Raw genomic sequence first — 26,631 nt, 5'->3', positions numbered from 1 at the left:
CCCGCGGCCGGGCGGCGAGGAGGCCCTGATGTCCCATGTTTCCGCCGATGCCCCCTTCGTCCCCCTGGGCATCGCCGTGCTGACCGTGTCCGATACCCGAGGCTTCGAGGAGGACGGCAGCGGCGACCTGCTCGGCGAGCGCCTCACCGGCGCCGGCCATGCCCTGGTGGAGCGTCGCATCGTGCCCGACGACGTCTACCGCATCCGTGCCGTCATCTCCGCCTGGGTGGTGCGTGACGACATCCAGGCCGTGCTGGTCAACGGTGGCACCGGCTTCACCGACCGGGACACCACCCCGGAGGCCCTGGCGCCGCTGTTCGACAAGGCCATCGATGGCTACGGCGAGCTGTTCCGTCACCTCTCCCTGCAGAGCATCGGGACCTCCACCGTCCAGTCCCGGGCCGTGGCCGGGGTGATCGACCGCACCCTGGTATTCGCCATGCCCGGATCGCCCAGGGCCTGCGCCACCGCCTGGGACGGCATCCTGGCCGAGCAGCTGGATGCCCGCACCCGACCCTGCAACTTCGTCGCCATGGTTCGGCCGGCGACGCCGCGCTGCGCCTCCCGCCAGGCCGAGGCCCCCGTGCCGGGAGTCGAGGCATGAACTGCGGGTGTGACACCGTCTCCCGAGCCCGGCTGCTGGACCTCTTCGATGCCCGGGCCTTGATGACCGCCGCGGCCACCCCGGTGGCGGGCGTCGAGCGTCTCTCCCTGGACGAGGCCGCGGGCCGGGTACTGGCCGAGGAGGTACGAGCCGTGCTGGACCAGCCCGGCGTCGACAACAGCGCCATGGACGGCTATGCCCTGCGCCTCGCGGACCTCCGGGACGAGGGCGGGGCACTGCCGGTCCGCCAGCGCATCCCCGCCGGTGCCGGCGTGCAGCGGCTGGTCGAGGGGGGCTGCGCGCGGATCTTCACCGGGGCGCCGGTGCCTCGGGGCGCCGACGCCGTGGTGCCCCAGGAGCGCGTCGAGCTCGACGGGGCGGGGCGGGTGGTCTTCCCGGGCGACATCGCCCCCGGGGCGAACATCCGCCGTCGTGGCGAGGAGCTCGAGGCGGGGGAGCCCCTGCTGCCCGCCGGGACGCGGCTGACGCCCGCCGCCATCGCCCAGCTGGCCGGGCAGGGCCTGGCGAGCCTGACCGTGCGCCGGCGGGTCCGGGTGGCGCTGATCAGCACCGGCGACGAGCTGATCGAACCCGGCGAGGCCTGGACGCCGAGCGCCGTCTACAACAGCAACGCCGCCATGCTGCGCGCCCTGCTCGCCGCCCAGGGCGTCGAGGTGCTCGACCTGGGGGCGGCGCCCGACACCCCCGAGGCCCTGGTGGCCGCCTTCACCCGGGGACGCGACGAGGCCGACCTGGTGCTGTGCACCGGCGGCGTCTCGGTGGGCGAGGAGGATCACGTCCGTTCCGTGCTGGAGCTCCTGGGCGGCCTGGTCTTCCACGGTGTGGCCATCAAGCCCGGCAAGCCCGTGGCGCTCGGCTACCTGGGCGCCTCCCGGGCCACGGGGACACCGCTGGTCGGTCTGCCCGGCAATCCGGTGGCCTCCCTGGTGGGCTGGCAGTTCCTGGCCCTGCCGCTGGTGCAGGGCCGCCAGGGCCGCACCCCGCCGCCCCTGCAACGCTTCCCGGTGCGCGCCGGCTTCTCTCGCTCGGCGCCCCGCGGCCGCCGCGAGCTGCTGCGGGTGGTCCTGGACTGGGCCGGGGAGGTCCCGGTGGCACGCCTGGCCGGCGGCCAGGGCTCGCACATGCTGAGCGCCGCCCGCCAGGCCCATGGCTACCTGATCATCGATCCCGATACTCCCGTGGAGGAAGGCCATGCCTACCGCTACTGTCCCGTCACCCAGTTCCTCGACTGAGCTGCTGCTGCGCCCCCGCCAGCTGACCGACCTGGTCCGCGGCGTGCCCTGGCTGCAGGGCCTCGACGACGAGGGCCTGGCGAGCCTGCTGGCGGACTCGCGGGTCCGCACCCTGAAGAGTCGCGAGTGGCTCTTTCGCCAGGATGCCCCGGCCCACTGGCTGTACATCGTCATCAGCGGGGCGGTGCGGCTGGTGCGCGCCGCCGGCGACGGCGGACTGGCGACGATCCGTTGCGTGGAGCGCGGCGGCCCCCTGGGGGAGCTGAGCATGGTCGCCCGGGAGGGGAGCTACCTCTACTCGGCGGAGTCGTTGCGTCGGACCCAGGTACTGGCGATGCCCGCGGCGCGCTGTCGCGAGCTCTTCGACGCCCAGCCGGCCTGCCGGGCCGAGTTCATGAGCCGGTTGGCGCTCGAGCTGACCGAGCGCCTGGAGGATCTGGCCTTGCTCACCCAGGCCGACGCCATGGCCCGGCTGGTCAGCTACATCCTGCGCCAGCTGCCCCCGGGCCGCGCCGGCGATCCGCGGGTGGTGCGCCTGACGATTCCCAAGTGCTGGCTGGCCGCGCAGCTGGCGATGACGCCGGAGACCCTGTCCCGACTGCTGGCGCGACTGCGCGAAGCCGGCGCCATCAACGTCGAACGTCATCGCCTGGTGGTGCTCGACGAGGGCAAGCTGCGCGACATCATGCTCGCCGACGACTGATCCGAACCCAAGGGAGGTATCATGTCCCGACCCACCAAGCCGGATGTCCTGGTGTATGCCTGCTCCGGGTGCTCCGATGTGGCCCAGCTCGCCAACGACGTGGCCCTGCGTCTCGACCATGGCGGCCTCGCCGAGATGTCCTGCATCGCCGGAGTGGGCGGCGGCGTGCCCGGGCTGGTGCGCACCGCGCGCTCCGGTCGCCCCGTCGTGGCCATCGACGGCTGCCAGATGCACTGCGCCCGCCACTGCCTGGACAACGCCGGGGTCGCGCCCACCGAGCACGTGCGGCTCTATGAGCATGGCCTGAAGAAGCGCAAGGGGCGGCTCTACGACGAGGCCACCATCGATGCCGTCACCGAGCGGGTCGGCGAGATCATCGCCCGGCTGAAGGTGGAGGGCTGAGGCGGGGCCGACGTCGGGCAAGCAGGGAAGAGATGAAAAAGGGGGTCGCCTTTTCGGTAGGCCGCCTTCGGCGACTCTGCTTAGATGGGGACGGTCAATGCCCCTCGGAGCCTGTCGGACCCAACGGCCATCGGCCTCGACGATCGGTCGTCGCCGGCAGCCGCCTCGACGAGGGGTTCCGCCATCGCAGGAACCACTGCCAAGGACCCCGCATGAACAGTACCCCCACGGATATCGTGTCTCGCGACGAGATCCGCGACCGTTTCTCCCGAGCCATGTCGGCCATGTACCAGGCCGAGGTACCCCAGTACGAGACCCTGCTCGAGCTCGTCGAGCGCGTGAACCGCGAGACCCTGGAACGCGATCCCGCCCTGGCCGAGCGGCTGGACGCCCATGGCGAGCTGGACCGCCTCGGCGTCGAGCGCCACGGGGCCATCCGCGTGGGCAGCGCCGACGAGCTGGCCATGCTGCGCCGTCTGTTCGCCGTCATGGGGATGTACCCGGTGGGCTACTACGACCTCTCCGAGGCCGGGGTCCCGGTGCATTCCACCGCCTTCCGCCCGATCGACGACGCGGCCCTGGCCCGCAACCCCTTCCGCATCTTCACCTCGCTGCTGCGCCTCGAGCTGATCGAGAGCGAGGCGCTGCGCGAGCGTGCCGCGGCCATCGTCAAGGCGCGCGACATCTTCACCCCGGGGGTGCGCGAACTGATCGCGCTCGCCGAGGGGCAGGGCGGGCTCACCGATGACCAGGCCGAGCGCTTCGTCGCCGAGGCGCTGGAGACCTTCCGCTGGCACCGCGACGCCACCGTGGACCTCGCCACCTACGAGGCGCTGCATGACGAGCATCGCCTGATCGCCGACGTGGTCTGCTTCCGCGGGCCGCACATCAACCACCTGACCCCGCGGACCCTGGACATCGACGAGGTCCAGCGGCGCATGCCCGAGGCGGGCATGAACCCCAAGGCGGTCATCGAGGGACCGCCCCGCCGGGCATGCCCGATCCTGCTGCGCCAGACCAGCTTCAAGGCGCTGGAGGAGTCGATCCGCTTCGCCGGCGAGCGACAGGGCACCCACACCGCGCGCTTCGGCGAGATCGAGCAGCGCGGGGCGGCCCTGACCGCCGAGGGCCGGGCGCTCTACGACAGCCTGCTGACGGCCTCCCGCGAGCGGACCCGGGGGCTCGACAACGAGGCGCACCAGCGCGTGCTGGCGCAGGTCTTCGCCGACTTCCCCGACGACGAGGCCGAGCTGCGCCGCCGGGGGCTGGCCTTCTTCGAATACCGTCTCACCGAGGCGGGCCGCGCCGCCGGCAAGGTGGACGAGACCGACCTGGAGGCGCTTATCGCGCGGGGCCTGGTGGCGGCCCGTCCGATCACCTACGAGGATTTCCTGCCGGTGAGCGCCGCGGGCATCTTCCGCTCCAACCTGGGGGACGGCGGCGGCGAGGCCTACGCCGGCAACGCGAACCGCGAGGTCTTCGAGGCGGCCCTGGGCGCCCCGGTCACCGACGAGCTGGCGCTCTATGCCGAGCGCGAGCGGGCCTCCCGGGTGGCGGTGCTCGCGGCCCTGGGCCAAGCATGACCTGGCACTCCCGCCGATCCTGGGGGGCGACGGGAGTGTCGCCCGCTCCCTCTGGCGCGTGGGCGTCCAGCGGCTAGGCTGAGATGGTCGTGCGCCGGCGTCCCGGCGCCCCCGATGCGGCCGGCCCCTTGGCCGCCCGGGTCGCGTCTCGGCTATGATGTCGACTCGCCCATGGATCGGGATCCCCATGCCGCTGCTCGACGCCCTCTCTCCCCTCGGCGGCCACCTCGGCCTGCTGCTGATCCTGCTGTCGGTGCTGACCTCCGCGTTTACCGCGGCCTTCGGGGCCGGGGGCGGCGTGCTGATGATCATGGCCCTGGCCCAGGTCATGCCGCCGGCGGCCCTGATCCCGGTGCACGGCATGGTGCAGCTGGGCTCCAACGTGGGGCGCATGGCCATGACCTGGCGCCACGTCGATCGGGCCACCCTGCTGGCCTCGCTGCCCGGCGTCGCGCTGGGGGCGGTGGCCGCCGCCTGGCTGCTGATCCGCCTGCCCGCCGGGGTGCTGGAGCTGTGCATCGCCGCCTTCGTGCTCTTCACCCTCTGGGGCCCCGGCCTGCCCAGGCGGGCCCTGGGCGGGCCGGGGACCCTGGTCATGGGGGCCGCCACCACGCTGCTGTCGAGCCTGGTGGGGGCCAGCGGCCCGGCGGTCGCCGCCTTCATCAAGCAGCGCCAGGAAGGCCGGATGGCCAAGGTCGCCACCTTCTCCGCCTGCATGATGGCCCAGCACCTCACCAAGGCGTTCGTGTTCGGGGTGGCGGGCTTCGTCTTCCGCGACTGGCTGGGCCTGATCCTGGCCATGGTCGCGGCCGGCTTCCTGGGCACCTGGCTGGGCCTGAACGTCCTGCGCCGACTCTCCGACCGGCGTTTCGATGGCGTCTTCCGCCTGGCGCTGACCCTGCTCGCCCTGCGCCTGGTCTGGCTGGGCCTCCAGCGGCTCTGAGGCGCCTGATCGACCCCTGCCCGGCCAATGGGCGTTGAATGCCGCCGCTGAAGCGTCGGCCGGAGGGGGGCGACCATGGCGTATGCTGGATATCACCGCCGGCCGATATCGGGACCTCCATGCCGCGTCGTTCCTTCTCCCTCCAGTCGTTGACCGCCCTGGCGATCGTCGGCCTGATGCTGGTCCTGGCGACGGTGCTGCTGTGGCACGGCGGCCGGGGAGCGGATCGCCTCCTGGTCAACGCCGTGCGGGACACCGGCCGCCAGCTGGCCGAGACCACCGAGGAGCGCTCGCGACGGCTGATCGCCCCGGCCCGGGTGGTGGTTCGCCTGCTGGCGCGCGACAACCTGGTCGCGGAACGGCTCCTGGTCGATCGCCTGGCGGCCCTGCCCCTGCTCGCGGCCGCCCTGGACGCCCACGAGGTGGCCAGTGCCGTCTATATCGGCTATGACAACGGCGATTTCCTGCTGCTGAGGCCGGTGGCGCGGGTCGCCGAAGAGCACCTGCCGCCCATCGCCGGGGTCGAGCGGGCCCGCTATCTGGTGCAGGCCGTCTCCCGGGATCCGCGCGGTCGGCGCTACGGCGAATGGCGACTCTACGACGCGGACCTGACGCTGCTCGGGCGGCGCGCCATGCCGGGCTACGATTTCGACCCCCGTACCCGACCCTGGTACCGCGAGGCCATGACCGGGGAGGGGGAGCGCCTGACCGATCCCTATGTGTTCTTCACCACCCGTGAGATCGGCGTCACCCTGTCCCGGCGCAGCGATGACGGCCGGGCGGTGGTGGGGATGGACGCCTCCCTGGCGGATCTGGGCAGGGAGATGGATTCGCTGCGGCTGACCCCCGGGACGCGACTGGCGGTGGTGTCCGGCAATGATCGCCTGCTGGCCTACCCCGACATCGAGCGACTGCTGGTCGAGGCTCCCGAGGGCCCGCGACTGGCCAGCCTGGAGGAACTACGCGACCCGGTCCTGGCTCGGCTGAATCGACTCGGCCAGGAGGGCGAGTCGGTGCGGTTCCGGGTCGAGGGCGAACCCTGGTTCGGGATGCGCCTGCCGTTCCGGGCCCTGGAAGGGGCCCAGGCCCATCTGCTGCTGGCGGTCCCTGAGCGCGAACTGATGGCCGGCAGCCGACGCCTGCTCTGGCAGCGCTCCTTGGTCGCCGGCGGGCTGGTGCTGGCCCTGCTCCCCTTGGGCTTCTGGGTCGGCCACCGCCTCGGTCGGCCCCTGCGTTCGCTGGCCGACCAGGTCCGCTCCCTGGCCGGATTCGACTTCGAGGCCTATCGGGGCACGGGCTCCCCCGTGCGCGAGGTCCAGCAACTGGGCAAGGCCCTGGAAGACATGGCCGGCAGCATCTCGGACTTCCAGCACATGACCCGGACCCTGAGCAGCGAGCCTCGACTCGAGGCCATGCTCGTCGGCATCCTCGACGACCTGCTGCGCATCACGGCCAGCCGCCATGGCGCCATCTACCTGGAGGACGAGGCCGACGCCTCTCGCTTCGATTGCCTGGCCGAGGTCGGGGCCGGCCTGGACGGGGAGGCCCTCCCCGAGCGTCTGAGCCTGACGGCGCCCGAGGAGGCCGGCCTGGAGGTGCTGGGCCAGGAGCTCGAGGCCAAGGGCTATCTGGTCCAGCCGCTGCGCAACCGCAGCGGCCACCGCCTCGGGCTGCTGCTGCTGGCCAGGCGGGGCGATGCCGAAGGCGGGGACGACCAGCCCTGGCGGCGCTTCGTCGAGGAGATCTCCGGGGCGGCCGCCGTGACCATCGAGATGCGCCGGCTGCTGGAGGGGGAGAAGCGGCTGCTCGATGCCATCGTCGAGCTGATCGCCGGCGCCACCGATGCCAAGTCGCCCCACACCGGGGGGCACTGCTCCCGGGTGCCCCAGCTCGCCGAGATGCTGCTGGAGAGCGTCGATCGGGCGCGCAGCGGCCCCTTCGCCGAGGAACGGGTGGACGAGGACCGCCGCACCGCCTTCCATCTGGCGGCCTGGCTGCACGATTGCGGCAAGCTGACGACGCCCGACGAGGTCATGGAGAAGGCGACCAAGCTGGAGACCCGCTACAACCGCATCCACGAGATCCGCACCCGCTTCGAGGTGCTGTGGCGCGACGCCGACATCGCCTACTGGCGGGGCGTCGCCCAGGGCGGGGACGCCCAGGCCCTGGACGAGACCCGGGAACGGCGCCGGCAGGAGCTTCAGGCGGCCTACCGCCTGGTGGCGGAGATCAATCGGGGCGGGGAGCGACTCGACGCGACGCGGCTCCAGCGCCTCGACGAGATCGCCGACTGGCGCTGGTGGCGGCACTTCGACGACCGGCTCGGGCTTTCCGAGGACGAGGCGCAGCGGGCGTCCCGGGAGCCGGAGGTCACGCTGCCGGCGGAGGAGCGGCTGCTGGCCGATCGGCCCCGGCATCGTATCGACTGGGCCGTCAAGCCGCCGCCGGTGGCGCCGGACGATCCCGCCAACCGCTGGGGCTTCGCCATGCAGCCCCCGGAGGTGGCCGGTCACCAGGGGGAGCTCTACAACCTGAGGGTGAGTCGCGGCACCCTCAACGAGGTGGAACGCTTCCGCATCCAGGAACACATCGTCCAGACCATCATGATGCTGGAGTCCCTGCCCTGGCCGGCCCATCTGCGTCACGTCCCGTCCATCGCCGGCAACCATCACGAGCGCATGGACGGCCAGGGCTATCCGCGCCGGCTGGTGCTGGCCGAGGCCAGCCTGGAGGAGCGGATCATGGCCGTGGCCGACGTCTTCGAGGCCTTGACCGCCGCCGATCGCCCCTACAAGCCGGGCATGACGCTGTCTCGCTCGCTGTCGATCCTGGCGGGCATGGCTCGGGAAGGGCACCTCGACCCCGAGGTGTTCGGGCTGCTGCTCGACAGCGGCGTCTGGCGGGCCTATGCCCGGCGCTTCCTGGCCCCGGAGCAGGTCGACGCGGTGGACATCGAGGCGCTCAAGGTCGAGGCCGGCCTGGCCTCTCACGAGGCATGAAAATGCCCGGGCGAGGCGCTTTTCACCCTGTACAGCCTCGGACCCTGCGTCATAATGCACTGATACAGGGAACCGAAAAATCAGGGGAACATCGATGCTGCCCACGACGACCTCACCGTGGCGTCTCGGTGCCGTCATCGCGCTGCTGGCCGGCTGGCTGCTGGCCGGCAGTGCCCAGGCCGAAAACCCGCGCTATGCCGGCATCGTCATCGACGCCGACAGTCATGAGATCCTCTATGCCGAGAACGCCGACGCGCCGCGCTACCCCGCGTCGCTGACCAAGATGATGACCCTCTACCTCGTCTTCGAGGCCCTGGAGGAGCGCAGCCTGAGCCTCGAGCAGCCGCTGCCGGTCTCGCCGACGGCCGCGGCCATGCCGGCGACCAAGCTCTATCTCCGGCCCGGCGATCGCCTCTCCGTGGAGACCGCCATCCAGGCATTGATCGTGCGCTCGGCCAATGACGTGGCGGTGGTGGTCGCCGAGGCCCTGGGTGGCAGCGAGGCGCACTTCGCCCGGATGATGACCGACCGGGCCCGGGCACTGGGGATGCACGACACCACCTTCCGCAACGCCTCGGGCCTCCCCGACGACCGCCAGGTCACCACGGCTCGGGACATGGCGATCCTGGCGCGCCGCCTGATGCTCGATTTCCCCCAGTACTATCCCTACTTCGCGAAGCAGAGTTTCCGCTGGCGAGGCAAGACCTACCGCGGCCACAACCGGCTGCTGGCGAATTACCCGGGCGCCGACGGCCTCAAGACCGGCTTCATCCGAGCCTCGGGCTTCAACGTGGCCACCTCGGCGGTGCGCGACGGCCGGCGCATGCTGTCCGTGGTGATGGGCGGCTTCACCGCCGCGTCCCGGGACGCGCACATGGCCGACCTGCTGGATCGGGGCTTCGTCCGTGCCTCCCTGGCCGATGGTCACGGTTGGCTGGCCCACACCCGGATCGCCGACGGCCGGCTGATGCCGGCGTCGGTCGGCCCCGTGCCGTCCCGCGAGCGGATGCTGGCCAGCCTGGACACCGTGGGCGCGGCCGAGGCGCCGGCGCCCACCCCGGCCAGCCGGTCGAGCACGGTGGCCGCGCCCTCTCCCGTGTCCACCTCGCCCCCGACCGGGACGCCCGTCCGCCCCTCCGCGACCGAGACCCTGGTGGCCGCGTCGGCGTCGGGGGCAAGGGGGGGCTCGGCTCCCGCCGCCGACCCGATCCGGGAAATGATCGCCGGGGGCGATGCCCCGGGCGCCAGCTGGGGCGTCCAGGTGGGCGCCTTCCGCGATGCCGAGGATGCCCGTCGCCTGGCGGACCGGGCCGCGGCCCGGCTCGCCGTGGAACTGGCCGAGGCCCGGATCGCCGTGCCGCGAGCCGAGGGCGCCGGCGTCTATCGGGCCCGGGTGGTGGACCTCCACGAGGGGCAGGCTCGCCAGGCCTGTCGTCGCCTCCAGGCGCAGGGGATGGAGTGCATGGTGGTTCAGGCCTCCCTGTGACAGGGCTTGCCCTCTGCGGAACGACCCCTTAGCGTGTTCATGATCCCGCCACCCCGTCGGCTCTGCCGTCGGGGTGGCGTTGTCTCCATCCGACGAGCACGCAAGGAGGCGTTCGCCATGTCGTCGTCGCTGAAGGGCATCCTGTTCATGTGCGGGGGCGTGTTGTGCCTGGCCCTGGGGGACGCCCTCACCAAGTGGCTGGGCGAGACGCACTCGCCGCTGCAGATCATCTTCTTCCGCACCCTGGTGTCGCTGCCGCTGATCGCCCTGATCGCGCGCTACAACGGCGGGCTACGCACCCTGGCGACGCGTCGGCCGGGGGTGCACCTGCTGCGGGGACTGATCTTCGCCGCCACCATGATCTGCTTCATGTGGGGGCTGACCCTGTTGCCCCTGGCGGAGACCACCGCCATCGCCTTCGCCGCGCCGCTGTTCGTCACCCTGCTGTCCGTGCCGCTGCTCGGCGAGCGGGTCGATCGGCCGACCCTGATGGCCACGGCCCTGGGCTTTCTGGGGGTGCTGGTGGTGGTGCGTCCCGGCGGCGAGAGCTTCCAGCCCGGCGCCCTGGTGGTGGTCGCCGCGGCGGTCTTCTATGCCCTGACGATGATCACCGCTCGCCGTTACGGGGCGCGGGAGCACCTCTGGGCCATGGTCTTCTACACCACCCTGGTGCCCCTGCTGGTTTCCGCCGTGACCCTCCCCTGGGTGTGGCAGACGCCGGCTCCCTGGCACTGGCCGGCCTTCGTGGTGGCGGGCTTCCTCGGGGTGGGCGCCATGACCGGCCTGACCCTGGCGTTCCGGTACGCGCCGGCGGCGCTCGCCGCGCCCTTCGACTACACGGCGCTGCTGTGGGCGGTGCTGCTGGGCTGGTGGTTCTGGGACGAGGTGCCGGACCTCTGGGTCTTCGTCGGCGGCACCCTGATCATCGTCAGCGGCCTGGCCATCGCCTACCATGAGCGGCGCACCTCCCTGAATCGGCGCCCCGCATCCGGCGCCTGACCCGGCGGCCGGCCCGCGCGGGCCGGTCAGCGGCGCGGGAAGGCGCGGGCGGCGGCCTCGGGATCGGGCGTGCCGCAGATGGCGGACACCACCGCCAGGCCATCCGCGCCGGCCCGGCGCACGGCTGGGACGTGCTCGGCCTTGAGCCCGCCGATGGCCACCGAGGGCAGCGGGCTCGCCGCCACCAGCTCGGCCAGGCCCTCGAAGCCCAGCGGCTCGGCATGATCCCCCTTGGTGGGGGTGGCGAAGACCGGGCCCAGTCCCAGGTAGTCGAGCCGCCCCTTGTCGATCCGGGCCAGCTGGTCGAGGGTCTGCACCGAGAGGCCGAGGATGGCCTCCGGGCCCAGCGCGGCTCGGGCGTCGGCCACCTCGCCGTCGTCCTGGCCGATGTGCAGGCCGTCGGCGCCGCTGGCCAGGGCCACCTCCAGGCGGTCGTTGATGATCAGCGGCACGCCGCTGCCGGCCAGGGCGGTCTTCAACCGCCGGGCCAGCGGGACCAGCTCGGCGTCGGAGACGTGCTTGTCGCGGAGCTGGACCACGCTCACCCCGCCGCGCACCGCCGCCAGGACCGTCTCCTGCAGGCCGTGGGCCGCGCAGAGATCGGGATCGGTCACCAGGTAGAGGGAGAGATCAAGGCGCATCGGTGACCTCCAGGCGGGCACGGTCGGCCAGGGTGGCTTCGTCGAGGGCGTACAGGGCATCGAGGAAGGCGACGGCGAAGCTCCCCGGCCCCGGGGCCCTCTTGCCGGCTTCTTCCCCGGCCGCCGCATAGGTCGCCAGGGCCGCCGCCGTGGCCTCGAAGGGATCCTCGGCGCCGGCCAGGAAGGCGCCCACCACGCCGGTCAGCGAGCAGCCCAGGGCCGTCACCCGGGGCATCAGGGCATGGCCGCCGGCCACCCGGGCCAGGCGCCGGCCGTCGGTGATCAGGTCCACCGCGCCGGTGACCGCCACCACGGCCGCCTGCCGGCGAGCCAGGTCGACGGCGGCCCGCTCGGCGGCCTCGCTGGAATCGGTGCTGTCCACGCCGCGGCCGCCGGCGCCTCGCGCCGCCAGGGCCATGATCTCCGAGGCGTTGCCGCGAATCACGGTCGGCCCCGGCTCGAGCAGGCGGGCGGCGGTCTCGCGGCGAAAGGCGGTGGCGCCCACCGCCACCGGGTCCAGCACCCAGGGCGTGCCCGCCGCCGAGGCGGCGCGGGCCGCCTCCACCATGGCCTCCACCCAGTGGGGCGAGAGGGTACCGATGTTCAGCGTCAGGGCGTCGGCCAGGCCGGCGAACTCGGCGGCCTCCTCGCGGGCATGGACCATGGCCGGCGAGGCGCCCAGGGCCAGCAGGACGTTGGCCATCGGGTTCATGGCCACATGGTTGGTGATGTTGTGGACCAGCGGTCGGGTCCGGCGCACCCGGGTCAGGTGCGGGACGGGATCGAGGGAATGCATCGGGCCTCCTGGCGGCGGGAGGCGCGGGCCCGGGGGGCCGGCACGACTCCCTCCGCCGGCATTATCCGGGTCAGGTGATGAGGGTGCGTCTCAGCCGGTCCGCCGTGGCGTGCCGGCGCCCCTGTCGTCGGGCCTCACTATCCCCCCTTCCCCGAGGCTTGTAAAGCCGCCGGTCTGCGGCGTCTGGCCCCGGGGCCAGACGAAATCGACATGAGGCCCGAGCGAAATGTCATGAGCGGAGCCCTCCCGGCGCCGAACCCGGAATAACTATAATTATCACTACCCATCCGTCGGGCTGGGGGTGGGCCGGTCGTCGCGAGGATCACGGATTTCGCGTCGGCCGCCGGTCCGGGGGCCATCGTGGATCGACCTTCCGCCCCAGGGGCTGCCGGCGACCGGAGCGAGGCTGGCCGTGACATGGCCAGGCGACAGGTCGAGGGGAGAGGCATGAACGACGAGTCGAGTCGAGCGGGGCGTCACCGTCGGCGTGCCGCCTGGTCATGTGGCCTGGCGGCGGTGGTGCTGTCGTGCTGGGCGACCGCGGCCCAGGCCCATGCGCCCCATGCCTGCCCGCCGGACCTGCCCGAGACGCCCGCGCTCGCCGAACACCTCGAGCAGCGCAGCATCGACGCCGGCGAGGTCGGCTTCGACCAACTCTTCGCCCATGGCCGGGCGCTCTTCGTGGCCAAGTTCAATCTCTGCGATGGCCAGGGGCGGCCGGCCGCCACCGGCATCGGCGAGAAGCGCGCGCCCGACGAGCCGGCCTTCATCCGCACCTCGGGGCCCGACGCCAACGCCTGCTCGGGCTGCCACATCGAGCCCCGGGTGGGCGGCGCCGGCGAGTTCGTCGTCAATGTCTTCGTGCTGTCCCAGGTGCGGGATCCGGTGATCACCAGCGTGCGCCACGAGTTCAGCAACGAGCGCAACACCCTCGGCATGTTCGGGGCCGGCGCCATCGAGATGCTGGGGCGCGAGATGACCGCCGACCTGCGGCGCCAGGCCGATGGCCTGGCGGACGGCGACTGGGTGCTGACCTCCAAGGGAGTGGACTTCCCGGTGACGGTGTCCCACGGCGAGGTCGTGGCCAGCGAGGGGGTGGATCCGGACCTGGTGATCAAGCCCTTCCATCAGGCCGGGGTCAAGCGTTCGCTTCGCCAGTTCACGGTGGATGCCATGATCCAGCATCCCGGCATGCTGGCGGAGGAAGGCTTCGGCCTCAATCCCGACAAGGGGCGGGAGGCGGACTTCGACGAGGATGGCGTCGAGCGGGAGCTGACGGTGGGCGACATCACCGCCATCAGCGTCTTCCAGGCGGCCCTGGGGGTGCCGGGCCGGCGGTTGCCGCTGGATCCGGAAGCGGCCATCAGTGTCGCCCGGGGCGAGCGGCGCTTCGCGGACATCGGCTGCACCGGCTGCCATGTCCCAGCCATGCGCCTGGAGGACCGGCGCTTCGTCGAGCCCTATGCCCTGAACCCGCCGGGCTTCTTCGGCGATCCGGAGCGGTCGGTGGCCTTCGACATGACCCGCGAAGGCGAAGGGCCCTACCTGGAGCCGAGGCCGGAAGGCGGGGCCATCGTCCGGGCCTATACCGACCTCAAGCGTCACAACCTCTGCGACCCACCGGGCATGGCGGGCGCGATCCGCCACTTCTGCAACGAGTACCTCGACCAGGGGCGCCCCGACCAGGGCGAGCTGCCGGGGTCGGAGTTCTTCATCACCCGCAAGCTGTGGGACGCGGGCAACTCGGCGCCCTACGGGCATCGAGGCGACCTGATCACCCTGACCGAGGCCATCCGGGCCCATGGCGGGGAGGGACGCCCGAGCCGGGACGCCTTCGTCGCCCTGCCGCTCGAGGAGCGCCGGGCGATCATCGCCTTCCTGAAGTCCCTGCAGGTCCTGCCGGCGGGGTCGCCCCGGCTGGTGGTCGAGCCTTGAATAGGGGCGGTCGCGAGGTCACGCGGCCAGCTGCAGCGCCACCAGGGTCAGCAGGCTGGCCTGGGTGAAATGGTGAAGGCGGCTTTCCCGTCCGTTCGCTTGCTCGCCGTCGTCGGGCGTGACCTCCTCCGGCCACAACAGGGCGATCGCCGCCGCGGCCAGGCTGGCCAGTCCCAGGGGCATGCCGCCCACGCCCCAGCAGGCGATCAGCCAGCCCGCGGCGAGCACCAGCACGCCGGCCAGCACCAACCAGACGGCGCGGTGCAGGGTGTCTTCCAGGAGGGTCGTCATCGGCGTCGTGTTCATGGTGAGTTGTCCCGGTGTCGTTATCGTTGTGGCTCCAGATGAAAGCACGATACCGGCGTTGGCTTAACGCGGGCTTAAACAACGATGACGGTTCGGTGTCAGGGGCGAGGCAGTCGCACCACGACCCGCAGGCCACCCCCCGGGGCCGCTTCCAGGCTCAGGCGCCCCCCATGGCGCGGGACCGGGCGATCGACGATGGACAGGCCCAGGCCGGCGCCGGCGCCGGGCCCGGCGCGGTGGAAGCGCGCCAGCACTCGGCCGCGCCGTTCCGCGGGGATGCCGGGACCCTGATCGTCCACCCGCAGGACCACGGCATCGGGCTCCGGGGTCAGGGCGATATCGACCCGTCCCCCGGTCGGGGAATGCTGCAAGGCATTGCCGACCAGGTTCTGCACCAGGGTGAGGATGGCGCCCGGTTCGGTGGAGAGCCGCCAGTCGGCGGCCTCGTCGGCGTCGAGCCGGATGTCCTGGCCCTGTTCCGAGGCCAGCGGAAGCAGCTCGGCCAGGGCCTCGCGCACCTCATGGAGCAGGTCGGTCGCCTGGCTCGGGGCGTCCTCCTCCTGCTCGGGGTCGAGCCGGGCCAGGGTCAGTAACTGGGCGACCAGCCGCGTGGCTCGGGCCACGCCGGCGCGCAGCTGGGTCAGTGCCTCCCGGCGGTCGGCCGGGTCCTCGCTGGCCAGGGCGTTCTGGGCATGCAGGTCGAGCACGGCCAGGGGCGTGCGCAGCTCATGGGCCGCATCGGCGATGAAGCGTTTCTCCCGGGTTCGCAGGTCGCGGATCCGCGCCAGCAGCCGATTCAGGGCCCGGGTGATGGTAGCCAGCTCCCGGGGCAGGGGCGTGTCCGGCAGGGGGCGAAGGTTGTGGGGGTCCCGGCTCTGGATCTGGGTGGCCAGGCGCGACAGCGGCCTGAGCCCCCAGCCGATCGCCCACCACAGCAGCCCGGCCAGCACGGGCAGGCCGAGCAGGTCCGGCGCCAGGGTGCGCAGGGCGATGGCGGTGACCAGCTCGCCGCGCACGTCCTCCCGCTCGCCGACCAGCACCCGCAGGCCGTCCCCAGGGCCGCTCAGCGCGAACACCCGCCACTGGTGATCGTCCAGGCCCACGTCCTCGTAGCCGTCCCGGCGGGCCGTGAAGGGCGCCATGGGAGCGCTTGCGGAGCGCAGCAGCAATCGCTCGCCCCGCCAGATCTGGAAGGCGACCTTGCCCTCGTAACGGTGCCCGGCGATCCGCTGGTCGGCCTGTTCGGCCCGCTGCAGGGCACTGTCGAGGCTGGCCAGCAGGGCGTCTCGCTGGACCTCGCCCAGCGGGGCACGCATCAGTCCCTCCAGCAGCCGGGCGTTCTGGGCGAGGCGGGCATCGAAGAGTTCCTCCACCTCATGGGCCGCGTCCCGGTAGCTGGTGAGGCCGATGACCAGCATGCTGGCGGCGAAGACCCCCAGCACGATGCCCAGGGTACGGCGACGGATGGAGGTCATGCGTCCGAGTCCCGGGGCGCCTTGTCCATGACGTAGCCGATGCCGCGCAGCGTGCGGATCAGCTCGGGGAAGAGCTTGCGGCGCAGGTGATGGACATGCACCTCGATGGCGTTGCTCTCCACGTCCTCGTCCCAGCCATAGACCAACCGGGTCAAAGTGTCGCGGGTGAAGACCCGTCCCGGGTGGCTGAGGAATTCCTGCAGCAGGCTGAATTCCCGACGCGACAGCGAGACCGGCTCGCCCCGGTAGGTGACCCGGCGACTGCCCGGGTCCAGCACCACCCCCCGGTGATGGAGCTCGCTGCTGGCATGGCCCTGGCTGCGACGCAGCAGGGCGCGCAGCCGGGCCTTGAGCTCGGCCACCTCGAAGGGCTTGATCAGGTAGTCGTCGGCGCCGGCGTCGAGGCCCTGGATGCGGTCCTCGATGCCGTCCCGGGCGGTCAGCACCAGCACCGGCACCCGATTGCCGGCCCGGCGCAGGCGCTCGAGCAGGGTCACGCCGTCGAGCCGGGGCAGGCCCAGGTCGAGGATGACCGCATCGAAGGGTTCGCCGGCCTGGAGGGTGGCCAGGGCGGCGGCGCCGTCGTCGAGGAGGTCGACGGTGTAGTGTTCCGGTTTCAGCGCCAGTCGGATGCCCGACGCGAGGCTGGGATCGTCCTCCACCAGCAGTATGCGCATGGCCGTTCCTTGTCAGTGGTCGAGCTCGTCGAGCAGGGCCCGGATCTCGGCGCGCCGCCCGGCGTCGGCCCGCTCGCGGCCCGGCCGCGGGGCGGCCTCCAGGGCCTGACGCAGGGCCCGGCGGGCCTGGTCGTCGTGCCCCTGCTCGTGCAGATAGTCGCCCCAGAAGTAGAGGCTGTCGAGCCCGTCGGGGGAAACGGCCAGCCCGCGGCGCAGGTAGCGCTCGGCACGGGCATCGTCGCCGAAGGACAGCGGCCAGCCGGGCACCTGGTAGTAGAGGGCCCCGAGACTGGTATAGGCGGCGCCGTCCAGGGCCAGGGGATCCAGGGACAGCGCCTTCTCCAGGTCGGCCCTGGCCTGCTTGACCAGGCTCAGGGCGCCCAGGCCGCCGGTGGCGCCGGCCTGGGTGGAGCGCACGATGCCGGCCCAGGCATGCAGCTCGGCCGCCTCGGGATGGGCGGCCAGGGCGCGGTCGGCCTCGTCGGTGAGGGCGGCGTAGGCCGCTTCGCGCCGTTCTTCCGGCAGGGCATAGCGAATCTCGGCCCAGCGGGTCTGGAGCCGGTCGACCATGGAAGCCACCTCGGGGTCCATGGCCAGGGCGACGGCGCCCGGCCAGCCGGCCAGGGCCACGAGGATCAGGGTGGCGGCGTGACGTTTCATGGGGCATTTCCTCCCTTGGGCGCGATGAAGCGCCGAACGGTGGGCAGCTGGCGACGCAGGGCGGCATCGACCAGCCCCGGGGCGAGGGCGTTGAGCCGGGCGAGGAAGGGTTCGGCGCCGCCCAGGCGGGTCTCCTTCCGGCCCCGCTCGATGGCGCGCCGAACCTGACGGGCGACCGCCTCGGGCGGATCCATGGCGTTGCCCAGGGCCTCGTTCAGCGCCTCCATGGCGGGCGCGTTCATGGCGGTCCGGGTCGCTCGGGGCGCGATGTAGAGCACCCGCACCGGGGTGTCGGCCAGCTCCCGGCGCAGCGCCTGGCTGAAGCCGCGCAGGGCGAACTTGGTGGCGCAGTAGCCGGCCTGGCCCGGATAGCCGATCTCGCCGAAGGCCGAGCCCAGGTTGACCAGCCGGCCCCGTTCCGCCCGCCGCAGCTGGGGCAGCAGGGCGTGGGTCAGCTGCAGGGTGGCGGTCAGGTTGGTGGTCACCAGGCGTTCGAGGGTCGTGTCGTCGCAGGCCTCGAAGCTGCCGGCCCAGTTCACGCCGGCGGCATTGATCAGCATGGTGCAGCCCTGCCGCTCGGCGGCCATCGCCAGGCGGTGGCGATCCTCGGCCCGGGTCAGGTCGGCCGGCTGGGCGGTCACCGACGCGCCATGCCGGCGGCACAGCGCCTCGAGGGGTTCCCGTCGTCGGCCGGTGATCACCAGCCGCGCACCGGCGCCGGCGAGTTCGTCCACCAGGGCCCGGCCGATGCCGCCGCTGGCGCCGGTGAGCAGGACACACTGGGTGGACCAGCCCCCCCTGAGGCGATCGCGATCAGGCCAGCGCATCGGCGAGCTCCCGGGTGGCGTCTCCGCCCTGGCAGCGCGCGGTGATGCCCCGGAACATGGCGCCGTAGAGGCGATAGACCATCCGCGCGGTCTCGATCACCTCGGCCAGGTCGGCGTCCTCGAGGCGATCGATCAGCCCCTCGAAGAAGGCCAGGTGGCCGATGTCCAGGCTGCCGTGGGAGGTCAGGTAGCGCAGCGCGTCGTCGGGCAGGCCGAGGCTCGCCTGCAGCCGATCGGCGGCCCGGGTCGCGACCGCGGTACTGGTCCCTTCCAGCACCTGCACCATGCCGAAGAAGCCCACCGGGTTGCCGTGGGCGATGCGATCGCGGACGTAGGCCACCATCAGCGTCGTGGCCGGGTCCGGGGTCGCCGCGGCGGCCGCCTCGGGATCGCCGCCGGCGGCCCGGATGTCGTCGAGGATCCAGCGTTCATGGCCGTGCTCCTCGTCGATGTATTCCACCAGCGCCTCGCGTAGCCAGCCGAGGCGCTCCGGCAGGCGCGCTCCGCAGGCCATCATCAGCGGCACCGTGAAGCGCACGTGGTGGTAGGCCTGGCCGAGGAAGGCGAGGTACTCGTCGCGATCGACCTCGCCCTGCAGGGCGCGGGTCACCAGGGGCGCGGCCAGCAGCCAGTCGCGTTCGTCGCGGGTGGCCGCCTGGAGTCTCTGATACGGGGTCATGGGGTCACTCCTTGGGCATCGGGATGGCGGAGCCAGCCCGGGTAGGTCTCGAGGATGGTCGAACGACGCAGCCGGCCGTTGGCCGTCAGCTGGCCGTTGGCCGGGGTGAAGGGGGCGCAGCGTCGCCAGGTCCCGATGCGGGCATAGTCGGGCAGGGAATCGTTGGCCGCGGCGATGTCGGCCTCGATGACGGCGTCCGCGAGGTCGGGACGGGCGGGCACGATCAGTGCCCGGTTCTCGGTCAGGGCCTCGCCGTACACCAGGGCCTGGGCGATGGTCGGTCGAGTGCAGAGCACGCCTTCCACCCACTGGGGGTCGACGTTGCGGCCGTAGGCGGTGATGAAGACGTCCCGGCGGCGGCCCTCCAGCACCAGCGCTCCGTCCTCCCAGCGGCCGAGATCGCCGGTGGCATGCCACTCGCCCGCCGGCGGCTCGCCCAGGTAGCCGAGCAGGGTGGCACCGGCGACCTCGACCTCGCCGTCGCGACGCAGTCGCACCCGGGCATGGGGCAGCGGGGGGCCCACGCCGCGATGCGTCGCGCCGGGACGGTTGAGGCAGACCACCGAGGCACACTCGGAAAGGCCATAGCCCTCGACCACCGGCCAGCCGCCTTCCTGGGCCCGCCGGCAGGCTGGCCCGGCCAGCCGGGCGCCCCCCACGGCGACCAGGCGCAGGCCGGTCGGGGGAGTGGGGGACGCCTCGACCAGGGCCTGGAGCTGCTGGGGAACCAGGATCAGGCTGTGGGGCCGGTGGCGAACGATGGCGGCCAGGGCCGTGTCGGCATCGAAGCCGCTGGCCCCGCGCCAGCCCACCTCGGCGGTGCCGGGCAGGGCGACGCTCGCGCCGATCCACAGCGGCAGGTAGAGGCCGCCCAGGTTCTCGAGCAGGGTCGCCAGCGGCAGCATGGCCAGGTGCCGTTCGATGGCGGCCGGGGCGATCGCCTCGGCCAGGCTCGACATCACGGTCAGCACCGTCCGGGTATCCAGGCAGACGCCCTTGGGGGTGCCGCTGGTGCCGGAGGTGAAGGTGATGCGGGTGGTGCCCGCGTGAAGGGGCGGCGGGGCGGTCACCGGTCGGGTGGCCAGTGTCCGCGCTCGCGTCGGAACGAAGCCGTGCGCTTCGGCCCCCGGGCCGATCCAGGTGTCCAGGCCGGCCTGCTCGACGAGGTGACGGCGCTGGGCGTCGTTGAAGAAGCCGGGTATCGGCACCGCGACCCGGTCGGTGGCGAGCAGCGCCAGGTCCCACAGGGCCCAGTCGAGCCCGTTGTCCAGCGCCAGCCCGACGCGGCGTGCGTCGACGTCCGCGAGGCATCGCGCGCGTCGCCGGATCTCGGGTTCGAGTCGGCCATAGCGCAGCCGTCGGCCGTCGTCGCTCAGGGCCGTGGCCCCGGGACGCGCCGCGGCATGCTCGGCGAGGCGAGCCAGGAAGACCTCACGCGGGGCGGGCATGGGCGGGCTCCGAATCCATGGAGGCGGGCAGTAGGCCGGCGGCCCTCAGCCGCTCGCGCGCCAGCTGCAGGTCCCCGGCCATCACCCAGGGATGCCGATCGTAGTAGTGCCCCCAGTCCGCGCGCTCCTCTCCCAGCCAGGCCGGATCGGCGATCCGCAACGGCAGCAGTTCGATGCCCAGGCGCCGGATGCCGTTGATCACCGTCGGGATGGCCGTGAACAGCACCCAGCGCAGCCCCTCCGAGGCGAGCTGGTCGATCAGGTGCAGGAAGAGATGGCGCTGCAGGCCGTGACGCGTGCTGGCGAGGTTGCCGATCTCGACGATCTCGCGCCGGGCCACGGGAACGCCGAGGGCACGGCTCAGGCAGGTCTCGGCCGGTGCGTCGAGATAGCCTTCCTGGAACAGCGGGGTCCGTTCGGCTCGTTTCACCCCCACCGCGGCCAGCGGGGTGTCGCCCTGCCAGAGGCCGAACAGCCGCGGCAGGAAGCGCGTGATGCGGGCATGGTGCTCGTTCGCGAAGCACGCCTGGATCAGGCGCTCCAGGCGTTGACGGTCCGAGCCGTGTCGGGCTTCCCGCCAGGTCAGGGGCGGGGCGGGCCGATCGTGAGAGGCGGGAGCGGGCATCTCGGGGTCTCCATGAGGATTCCCCGATAGTGTGGGTGGTGCAACTTAACGGAGGCTTAAGCCTGGGGAGGCGCGGGAGCGACGTTCGCCCGGCCGCTTCAGGGGGCGGGGGCGGCGGCGCCCAGGAAACGCTCCTGCCAGTAGTCCAGCGACAGCGAGGTGATGGTGACCCGGCGTCCGCGTCCCGGGGCATGGATCATCTCGCCGTCGCCCAGGTAGATGCCCACGTGGCTGGCCTTGCCCCGGTCGGCGGTGTCGAAGAACAGCAGGTCCCCGGGGCGGGCCTCCTCGGTCGGGGGCAGGCGCTCGAATTGGTGGCGGGAGGTGCGGGGCACCGGGATGCCCGCCCGGGCATAGACCCGCTGGACCAGGCCCGAGCAGTCCACCCCGTCCTCGCCGCTGCCGCCGTAGCGATAGGGCGTCCCGAGGGCTTGGCGTGCCTCGGCCAGTATGAGGGCACGATCCATCGACAGGCCCTCGCCGTCACGGGTGGCCATCTGGGGGCCGGCACAGCCGGCCAAGGCCAGCAGCAGGCCCAGCATGAGGGGCAAGCGGCGGAGGGACAGCGGGCCGGATGAGGCGAGGTTCGGCGGCATGGACATCTCCCTTGTCGTCCGCTTCCACTCTAGCCACTCGGCCCGGGTCTGTGAAACTCAGCGGAAGGAGATGCGCGTGCCGTAGGTGAGCATCTCGTCGGGGGTCAGGGCATGGCCCGGCACGCCGATCATCTCGTCGCCGCACTGGTCCGCCCAGGTCAGGACGCCGTGGGTCAGGCCCAGGTCGCCAAGCAGGTCCTGGATCTCGCCCGTTCCCATGAAGGTGCGGGTCTTGCCTTCATGGTCGGAAAGGGTGGAGACGCCTTCGGCATGGTGGAAGCGCACCGTGTAGATGCCGTCCATGGACTCGACCTCGACGATGGGCGAGAGGCCATGGGAAAGGGCATGGGCGAGTTCCTTGAGGGTGATGTGATCCCCCAGGGACGGTTCGGTGTGGGACATGGCGGGCTCCCTGTCGGTGGGTCGGTGTATAGATAATGTAGAAGCCCCGGCGACGAGTCGCCAATGCCATGTCGTTTCCGGGACGGTCCCGGGAAAATGGCGTTCGCTCGCGCCCCCTGGATCTTGTCGGTTTCTTGGGTCTTGTACAGATTGTGTATCATTGTGGCGTGAGCCGTGGCTCGTCGCCGGGTGGAAAAGCCCGGCCATCGTCGCCATATCCTGTTACGAATCCGCGCGGACAAGGAGATCCCATGAGCTTCCAAGGTGAGCAGCATCCCGGCGTCAAGACGCCGACCGCCGATACCGATGGCTTCCGCCTGAACCACACCATGCTCCGGGTCAAGGACCCCGAGGCCTCCCTGGCCTTCTACTCCCGGGTCTTCGGCATGCGGGTGTTGCGTCGTCTCGACTTCGAGGAGATGCGCTTCTCGCTGTATTTCCTTGCCAGGCTCGAGGACGGCGATCGCGTGCCCGAGGGGACCGACGAGCGCACCGTCTGGACCTTCGGCCAGAAGGGCTTGCTGGAGCTGACCCACAACTGGGGCACCGAGGATCAGGCGGACTTCGCCTACCACGACGGTAATGCCGAGCCCCAGGGCTTCGGTCATATCTGCTTCTCGGTGCCGGACCTGGATGCCGCCGTGGCCTGGTTCGACGCCAACGAGGTGGAGTTCGTCAAGCGGCCCGACCAGGGCAAGATGAAGGACGTGGTCTTCGTCAAGGACGTGGACGGCTACTGGATCGAGGTGATCGAGGCCGCCCGCATGGCCGGCAAGGGCGACTGACCCGGCCGGGCTCACCGAAACATCAGATCGCCGTAGCTCCAGATCAGCGTCCCCATGACGATGGCCAGGTAGCAGACATAGGGGATCGAGTGCCAGACGCGGCCGATCCAGCGCACCAGGGGCGCCGGTGGGTGGCCGTCGCGCCCCGCCTGTCGTTCCACGCAGCGCAGCCAGTAGCTGCGGTGGTACTGGACGCCCACCGCGAAGAGCACCATCAGGGCACCGGACCGCTGGAACCACTGGCCGTCGCCGGTGACGTGGCTGGCGTAGGCGGAGACGATCACGGGCAGGGTGGCCAGCACCATCATCAGTCCTTCCAGGGCATAGTCTCGCCCGGAAGGTTCGGTGCCCGGTCGAGATGGCGAGGGCGTGGGCATGGGGCCTCCCGTCGGTGACTGCGCGCCTCGCGGGGGCGCGCCTGTCACTTGGTGGGGGCCGTGGCGCCTTCCTTACGCCATGGCCCCGAAGCGTTGACGCAAGGGGGGAAGGCCGCACTTGTCGAGCCCGCTGGCGAGCTTTAGGGTCATGGCGTGTTTCACGATGGCGCATCCCGCCAAGGAGTCCCCATGAAGTTGTCTCATCGCCCTCTTTCGCTGGCCCTGGCCGGCTCACTGCTCGCCATGGGTGGCCTGGCCCAGGCCGCAGAGCCCGCCCAGGTGCGCTTCTCCGTGCCGGCCTGGCCCGGCGTGACCGTCAAGACCGCCCTGGCCTCCACCCTCCTCGAGACCCTGGGCTACGCCCCCCAGCAGGCCGAACTGGGGTCCACCATCACCTACCAGGCCCTGCAGCAGAACGAGCTGGATGCCTTCCTCGCCGCCTGGCTGCCCGCCCAGCAGGGCATGTACGACACCAGCTTCGAGGGCGAGGACGCCAAGCTCGTCGACCTGGGCAACAACGTCGATGGCGCTCGCCTCGGCTTCGCCGTCCCCACCTATGTCTACGAGGCGGGCCTGACCTCCGCCGAGGACCTGGACAAGCCCGAGTTCGCCGACAAGCTGGATCGCACCATCTACTCCATCGAGGTGGGGTCCGGCATGAGCGACACCCTCAACGAGGCCGTGGACGCCGACACCTACGGCCTGGGCGACTGGCGGCTCTCCGAGACCTCCACCCCGGGCATGCTCAGCGCCGTGGACAGCGCCATCGATCGCGAGGAGTGGATCGTCTTCGCCGGCTGGACGCCGCACTGGATGAACATCGAGTACGACGTCCGCTACCTGGACGATACCCAGGACATGTGGGGACCGGAGGGCGGCCGCAGCGACGTGCGCACCCTGGTGACCCGGACCTTCGCCGAGGCCAACCCCAACGCCACCCGGCTGCTCGACCAGCTCTCGTTCACCGCCGACGACCAGAGCGCCATGATCCGCGGCTTCAGCTACGAGGAGCGCGAGCCGGATGCGGTGGCCCTGGAGTGGCTGCGGGAGCACCCCGCCGAGACCAAGGCCTTCCTCGAGGGCGTGACCACGCGTGACGGCGAGCCGGCCTGGCCGGTGGTCCGGCAGGCGCTGGAGATCCCCGAGGCCTGAGCCCGATCCTGGCCGCGAGACGACGAGGCCGCCCCCCTGCCGGGGCGGCCTCGTTGCGTTCGGCGGCGGGACTCAATGGAAGGCGTAGGCGTCCATGGCCAGCGCCCCGTGCTCCACGCTGTGGTGGAGCCGCTCGGCTCGGTCGCCGGCCCCCATGGCGACCAGCAGGGGCTGGAAGTGCTCCGGGCTGGGGTGGTTGTCCCGGGCCCTGGGCGCCGTCTCCCAGGCGAGCAGGGCCCCGCGGTCGCCGGCCGCCAGGCGGTCGTGCACCCAGTCGCCGAAGGCGGTGACCCAATCCGGCACTGGCGCCTCGAGCGTGTCCAGCGCCATGAGGTTGTGGGTCAGGCTGCCCGAGCCGACGACCAGCACGTTCTCCTCGCGCAGCCCGGCGAGCCGCTCGCCGAGGCCGACGAGCTCGGCGTTGGACCAGGCCACCGGCAGCGACAGCGAGACCACCGGCACGTCGGCCTCGGGGAACATCAGGGACAGCGGTACCCAGGCGCCGTGATCCAGGCCGCGTTCGGTGGGGACGGCGTCCAGCTCCCGGGCCAGCCGCCGGGCCAGCTCGGGATCGCCTGGCGCGGGGTATCGGCACTCGAAGAGCTCGCGGGGGAAACCGCCGAAGTCATGGATCGTCTCGGGGCGGGCGCTGGTGCTGACGCTCAGGCGCCGGCTCGCCCAGTGGGCGGAGACCACCAGGATCGCCGTGGGGCGCAGCGTCTCGCCCAGCTCGCGCAGGAAGGCATGGGCCGGGGTCGGCGTCAGCGCCAGCATGGGCGAGCCATGGGAGAGGAAGAGGCTGGGTAGCATGAGGGACTCCGGGACACGAGCCGACCACGCCCGAGGGGCGTGGCCGGCGAGAGGGTGAGAGGAAGCTCAGGCGAGGCGGGGGCTGAGCACCAGACGGCCGCCGCCGAGACCGGCCTGGGCCAGCAGGGCCAGGGCCCAGAAGACCGGGTATTCCCAGCCGCCGCCTTCGCTGGAGAACACCCAGCCGTTGCCGGCGTGGGCCCAGGCGGCGCCGAGCAGCACCGGCACCAGGGCCAGGCTCACCCAGCGGGTGTAGACGCCGAGGATCAGCGCCAGGCCGCCGCCGACCTCGGCGAGGATGGTCAGGTAGGCCAGCACGGCGGGCAGGCCCAGGGACTCGAAGAAGGCCACGGTGCCCGGCACGGTGAAGACGAAGACCTTGAGCAGGCCGTGGGCCAGGGTGGCGACGCCGAGGGTCAGGCGGAGCAGGGTGATGGCGTTGTTCTGCATGGGGAAACCTCCAGGGGCGTTGTCGCGTTATCGCGTTGTCAGGGGTTGGGCGTACTCTAGCCCCGGAGGAGGTCGGGATAATCTGCTGGTGATGAACATCACTGTTGCGTAATGGGCGACAATGTCAGGTCCCGTTCCCAGACCGGCGGGTCGCCCCAGGCCTCGGCCAGGTAGTCGAGGAAGGCCGTCACCTTGGCGGGCAGGTAGCGTCGGGCCGGGTAGACGCCGTAGACCGTCAGCACCTCCGGGGGCGTCTCGGGCAGCAGCGGCACCAGCCGGCCCGCGCGCAGGCTGTCGGCGACCAGGAAGCTGGGCTGCTGGGCGATGCCCAGGCCGGCCTCGGCGGCCGGCGTCAGGACGTCGCCGTTGTTGCTGTCCAGGGGCCCGGACACCGTCAGGCGTTGCCCGTCCACCCGCCAGTCCCCGCCCCGCGAGGTGAGGTAGCGCAGGCAGCGATGGTCGGCGAGCTCCGCCACCGAGCGAGGCTCGCCATGGGCCGCCAGGTAGTCGGGGGAGGCGCAGAGCACCATGCGACAGCGGGTCAGGCGCCGGGCCACCAGGCTGGAATCCGGCAGGGCGCCGATGCGGATCGCCAGGTCGTAGCCCTCCTCCAGCAGGTCGACGCGCCGGTCGTTGAGGTCCAGGCGGACCTCGAGGTCGGGGTGCTCGGCCATGAAGCGGGCCACCAGCGGCGAGAGATGGCGGATGCCGAAGCTCATCGGGCCGTTGAGGCGCAGCCGGCCGCGCACCTCGCAGAGCCCGGCGCCGGCCTCGGCCTCGGCGTCCTGCAGGGCCTGCAGGATACCCTGGGCCCGCGCCAGGTAGCGCTCCCCGGCCTCGGTCAGGTGCAGCCGCCGGGTGGTGCGCTGCAGCAGGCGCACCTGGAGGTGGGCCTCGAGCTCCATGACCAGCCGCGAGACGCGGGTGCGCGACAGGTCCAGGGCCTCGGCGGCCCGGGTGTAGCTGCCCAGCTCGGCGACCCGGACGAAGGCGGTCATGGCATCCAGCAGGTTCATCC

28 protein-coding genes and 1 riboswitch are annotated in these 26,631 nt (G+C 72.0%); of the genes, 12 read left to right on the top strand and 16 right to left on the bottom strand.

What is annotated here, in order from left to right; all coding sequences use genetic code 11:
• Positions 1-28 precede the first annotated feature (28 nt).
• The 9 genes from moaB to BEI_RS17650 all read left to right on the top strand — a co-directional run bounded on the left by moaB (position 29) and on the right by BEI_RS17650 (position 10,972).
• The gene (moaB, locus tag BEI_RS17690; RefSeq protein ID WP_097790737.1) at positions 29-604 is read left to right on the top strand and encodes a molybdenum cofactor biosynthesis protein B; all 576 of its coding nucleotides are present in this window, start codon (positions 29-31) and stop codon (positions 602-604) included.
• Positions 601-1,857 (top strand): molybdopterin molybdotransferase MoeA, encoded by a 1,257-nt coding sequence (locus BEI_RS17685; protein WP_097790736.1) that lies wholly within the window; start codon positions 601-603, stop codon positions 1,855-1,857. The genes moaB and BEI_RS17685 overlap by 4 nt, the downstream gene beginning before the upstream one ends.
• Positions 1,817-2,560 carry a Crp/Fnr family transcriptional regulator gene (locus tag BEI_RS17680; protein WP_097790735.1) on the top strand — a complete coding sequence of 248 codons (744 nt, stop codon included), beginning with the start codon at positions 1,817-1,819 and terminating at the stop codon, positions 2,558-2,560. The genes BEI_RS17685 and BEI_RS17680 overlap by 41 nt, the downstream gene beginning before the upstream one ends.
• Positions 2,561-2,581: 21 nt before the next feature.
• Positions 2,582-2,962, top strand: a complete 381-nt coding sequence (locus BEI_RS17675; protein WP_097790734.1) for a putative zinc-binding protein — start codon at positions 2,582-2,584, stop codon at positions 2,960-2,962.
• Between the two features lie 212 nt (positions 2,963-3,174).
• Positions 3,175-4,545 (top strand): 2-oxoadipate dioxygenase/decarboxylase HglS, encoded by a 1,371-nt coding sequence (gene hglS / locus BEI_RS17670; protein WP_097790733.1) that lies wholly within the window; start codon positions 3,175-3,177, stop codon positions 4,543-4,545.
• A 187-nt stretch (positions 4,546-4,732) separates the two neighbouring features.
• Positions 4,733-5,488, top strand: coding sequence for a sulfite exporter TauE/SafE family protein (locus tag BEI_RS17665; protein WP_097790732.1), 756 nt, complete (start codon positions 4,733-4,735; stop codon positions 5,486-5,488).
• A 119-nt stretch (positions 5,489-5,607) separates the two neighbouring features.
• Positions 5,608-8,487, top strand: a complete 2,880-nt coding sequence (locus BEI_RS17660) for an HD domain-containing phosphohydrolase (protein WP_097790731.1) — start codon at positions 5,608-5,610, stop codon at positions 8,485-8,487.
• Positions 8,488-8,581: 94 nt separating this feature from the next.
• A complete protein-coding gene (locus tag BEI_RS17655; protein ID WP_097790730.1) occupies positions 8,582-9,973 on the top strand; it encodes a serine hydrolase in 1,392 nt (463 codons plus the stop codon).
• 117 nt (positions 9,974-10,090) lie between these two features.
• Positions 10,091-10,972: a DMT family transporter gene (locus BEI_RS17650; RefSeq protein WP_097790729.1), complete on the top strand. Its 882-nt coding sequence runs from the start codon at positions 10,091-10,093 to the stop codon at positions 10,970-10,972.
• A 26-nt stretch (positions 10,973-10,998) separates the two neighbouring features.
• Here the strand turns inward: BEI_RS17650 and thiE are convergent, their stop codons facing one another.
• Positions 10,999-11,613 carry a thiamine phosphate synthase gene (gene thiE, locus BEI_RS17645; protein WP_097790728.1) on the bottom strand — a complete coding sequence of 205 codons (615 nt, stop codon included), beginning with the start codon at positions 11,611-11,613 and terminating at the stop codon, positions 10,999-11,001.
• Complete coding sequence (gene thiM, locus BEI_RS17640) at positions 11,603-12,409, bottom strand: hydroxyethylthiazole kinase (protein ID WP_097790727.1); 807 nt, start codon at positions 12,407-12,409, stop codon at positions 11,603-11,605. Before thiM ends, thiE begins: the two co-directional genes overlap by 11 nt.
• A gap of 42 nt (positions 12,410-12,451) precedes the next feature.
• Positions 12,452-12,537, bottom strand: a riboswitch (TPP riboswitch).
• A gap of 319 nt (positions 12,538-12,856) precedes the next feature.
• Between thiM and BEI_RS17635 the strand changes: the two genes are divergently transcribed.
• Positions 12,857-14,344 (top strand): di-heme oxidoredictase family protein, encoded by a 1,488-nt coding sequence (locus tag BEI_RS17635; RefSeq protein ID WP_153045810.1) that lies wholly within the window; start codon positions 12,857-12,859, stop codon positions 14,342-14,344.
• A gap of 18 nt (positions 14,345-14,362) precedes the next feature.
• Here the strand turns inward: BEI_RS17635 and BEI_RS17630 are convergent, their stop codons facing one another.
• From BEI_RS17630 to BEI_RS17585, 10 genes are all read right to left on the bottom strand, one after another.
• Positions 14,363-14,650, bottom strand: a complete 288-nt coding sequence (locus BEI_RS17630) for a hypothetical protein (protein WP_153045809.1) — start codon at positions 14,648-14,650, stop codon at positions 14,363-14,365.
• A 98-nt stretch (positions 14,651-14,748) separates the two neighbouring features.
• Positions 14,749-16,125, bottom strand: coding sequence for an ATP-binding protein (locus BEI_RS17625; protein ID WP_097790724.1), 1,377 nt, complete (start codon positions 16,123-16,125; stop codon positions 14,749-14,751).
• On the bottom strand, positions 16,122-16,802 hold the full coding sequence (locus tag BEI_RS17620; RefSeq protein ID WP_097790723.1) for a response regulator: 681 nt from the start codon (positions 16,800-16,802) through the stop codon (positions 16,122-16,124). The genes BEI_RS17625 and BEI_RS17620 overlap by 4 nt, the downstream gene beginning before the upstream one ends.
• 12 nt (positions 16,803-16,814) lie before the next feature.
• Positions 16,815-17,462 carry a tetratricopeptide repeat protein gene (locus BEI_RS17615; RefSeq protein WP_097790722.1) on the bottom strand — a complete coding sequence of 216 codons (648 nt, stop codon included), beginning with the start codon at positions 17,460-17,462 and terminating at the stop codon, positions 16,815-16,817.
• Positions 17,459-18,289 (bottom strand): SDR family oxidoreductase, encoded by an 831-nt coding sequence (locus BEI_RS17610; RefSeq protein ID WP_097790721.1) that lies wholly within the window; start codon positions 18,287-18,289, stop codon positions 17,459-17,461. The genes BEI_RS17615 and BEI_RS17610 overlap by 4 nt, the downstream gene beginning before the upstream one ends.
• A complete protein-coding gene (locus tag BEI_RS17605; RefSeq protein WP_097790720.1) occupies positions 18,276-18,968 on the bottom strand; it encodes an iron-containing redox enzyme family protein in 693 nt (230 codons plus the stop codon). Before BEI_RS17605 ends, BEI_RS17610 begins: the two co-directional genes overlap by 14 nt.
• On the bottom strand, positions 18,965-20,416 hold the full coding sequence (locus tag BEI_RS17600; RefSeq protein WP_097790719.1) for an AMP-binding protein: 1,452 nt from the start codon (positions 20,414-20,416) through the stop codon (positions 18,965-18,967). Before BEI_RS17600 ends, BEI_RS17605 begins: the two co-directional genes overlap by 4 nt.
• The gene (locus BEI_RS17595; RefSeq protein ID WP_097790718.1) at positions 20,400-21,041 is read right to left on the bottom strand and encodes a thermostable hemolysin; all 642 of its coding nucleotides are present in this window, start codon (positions 21,039-21,041) and stop codon (positions 20,400-20,402) included. Before BEI_RS17595 ends, BEI_RS17600 begins: the two co-directional genes overlap by 17 nt.
• 98 nt (positions 21,042-21,139) lie before the next feature.
• Positions 21,140-21,637 (bottom strand): C40 family peptidase, encoded by a 498-nt coding sequence (locus tag BEI_RS17590; RefSeq protein ID WP_097790717.1) that lies wholly within the window; start codon positions 21,635-21,637, stop codon positions 21,140-21,142.
• A gap of 57 nt (positions 21,638-21,694) precedes the next feature.
• On the bottom strand, positions 21,695-22,039 hold the full coding sequence (locus tag BEI_RS17585) for a hypothetical protein (RefSeq protein ID WP_097790716.1): 345 nt from the start codon (positions 22,037-22,039) through the stop codon (positions 21,695-21,697).
• Positions 22,040-22,290: 251 nt separating this feature from the next.
• On the opposite strand from BEI_RS17585, the gene gloA reads away from it, so the two are divergent.
• Positions 22,291-22,824 (top strand): lactoylglutathione lyase, encoded by a 534-nt coding sequence (gene gloA, locus BEI_RS17580; RefSeq protein WP_097790715.1) that lies wholly within the window; start codon positions 22,291-22,293, stop codon positions 22,822-22,824.
• Positions 22,825-22,835: 11 nt separating this feature from the next.
• Here the strand turns inward: gloA and BEI_RS17575 are convergent, their stop codons facing one another.
• Entirely contained in the window at positions 22,836-23,132 is a 297-nt protein-coding gene (locus BEI_RS17575; protein WP_097790714.1) for a hypothetical protein, read from the bottom strand.
• A 258-nt stretch (positions 23,133-23,390) separates the two neighbouring features.
• On the opposite strand from BEI_RS17575, the gene BEI_RS17570 reads away from it, so the two are divergent.
• Positions 23,391-24,353, top strand: a complete 963-nt coding sequence (locus BEI_RS17570) for an ABC transporter substrate-binding protein (RefSeq protein WP_097790713.1) — start codon at positions 23,391-23,393, stop codon at positions 24,351-24,353.
• 72 nt (positions 24,354-24,425) lie between these two features.
• Here BEI_RS17570 and BEI_RS17565 read toward each other — a convergent pair whose 3' ends face one another.
• The 3 genes from BEI_RS17565 to BEI_RS17555 form a co-directional block, all read right to left on the bottom strand.
• Complete coding sequence (locus BEI_RS17565; protein WP_097790712.1) at positions 24,426-25,163, bottom strand: DODA-type extradiol aromatic ring-opening family dioxygenase; 738 nt, start codon at positions 25,161-25,163, stop codon at positions 24,426-24,428.
• 66 nt (positions 25,164-25,229) lie between these two features.
• The gene (locus BEI_RS17560) at positions 25,230-25,613 is read right to left on the bottom strand and encodes a DoxX family protein (RefSeq protein ID WP_097790711.1); all 384 of its coding nucleotides are present in this window, start codon (positions 25,611-25,613) and stop codon (positions 25,230-25,232) included.
• Between the two features lie 98 nt (positions 25,614-25,711).
• Entirely contained in the window at positions 25,712-26,629 is a 918-nt protein-coding gene (locus BEI_RS17555) for a LysR family transcriptional regulator (RefSeq protein ID WP_097790710.1), read from the bottom strand.
• Between the last annotated feature and the right edge of the window lie 2 nt (positions 26,630-26,631).

Origin of the sequence: Halomonas beimenensis (genome assembly GCF_002549795.1) — a bacterium.
Classification (GTDB): domain Bacteria; phylum Pseudomonadota; class Gammaproteobacteria; order Pseudomonadales; family Halomonadaceae; genus Halomonas; species Halomonas beimenensis.
This window is presented reverse-complemented; position numbering and strand designations above follow the sequence as displayed.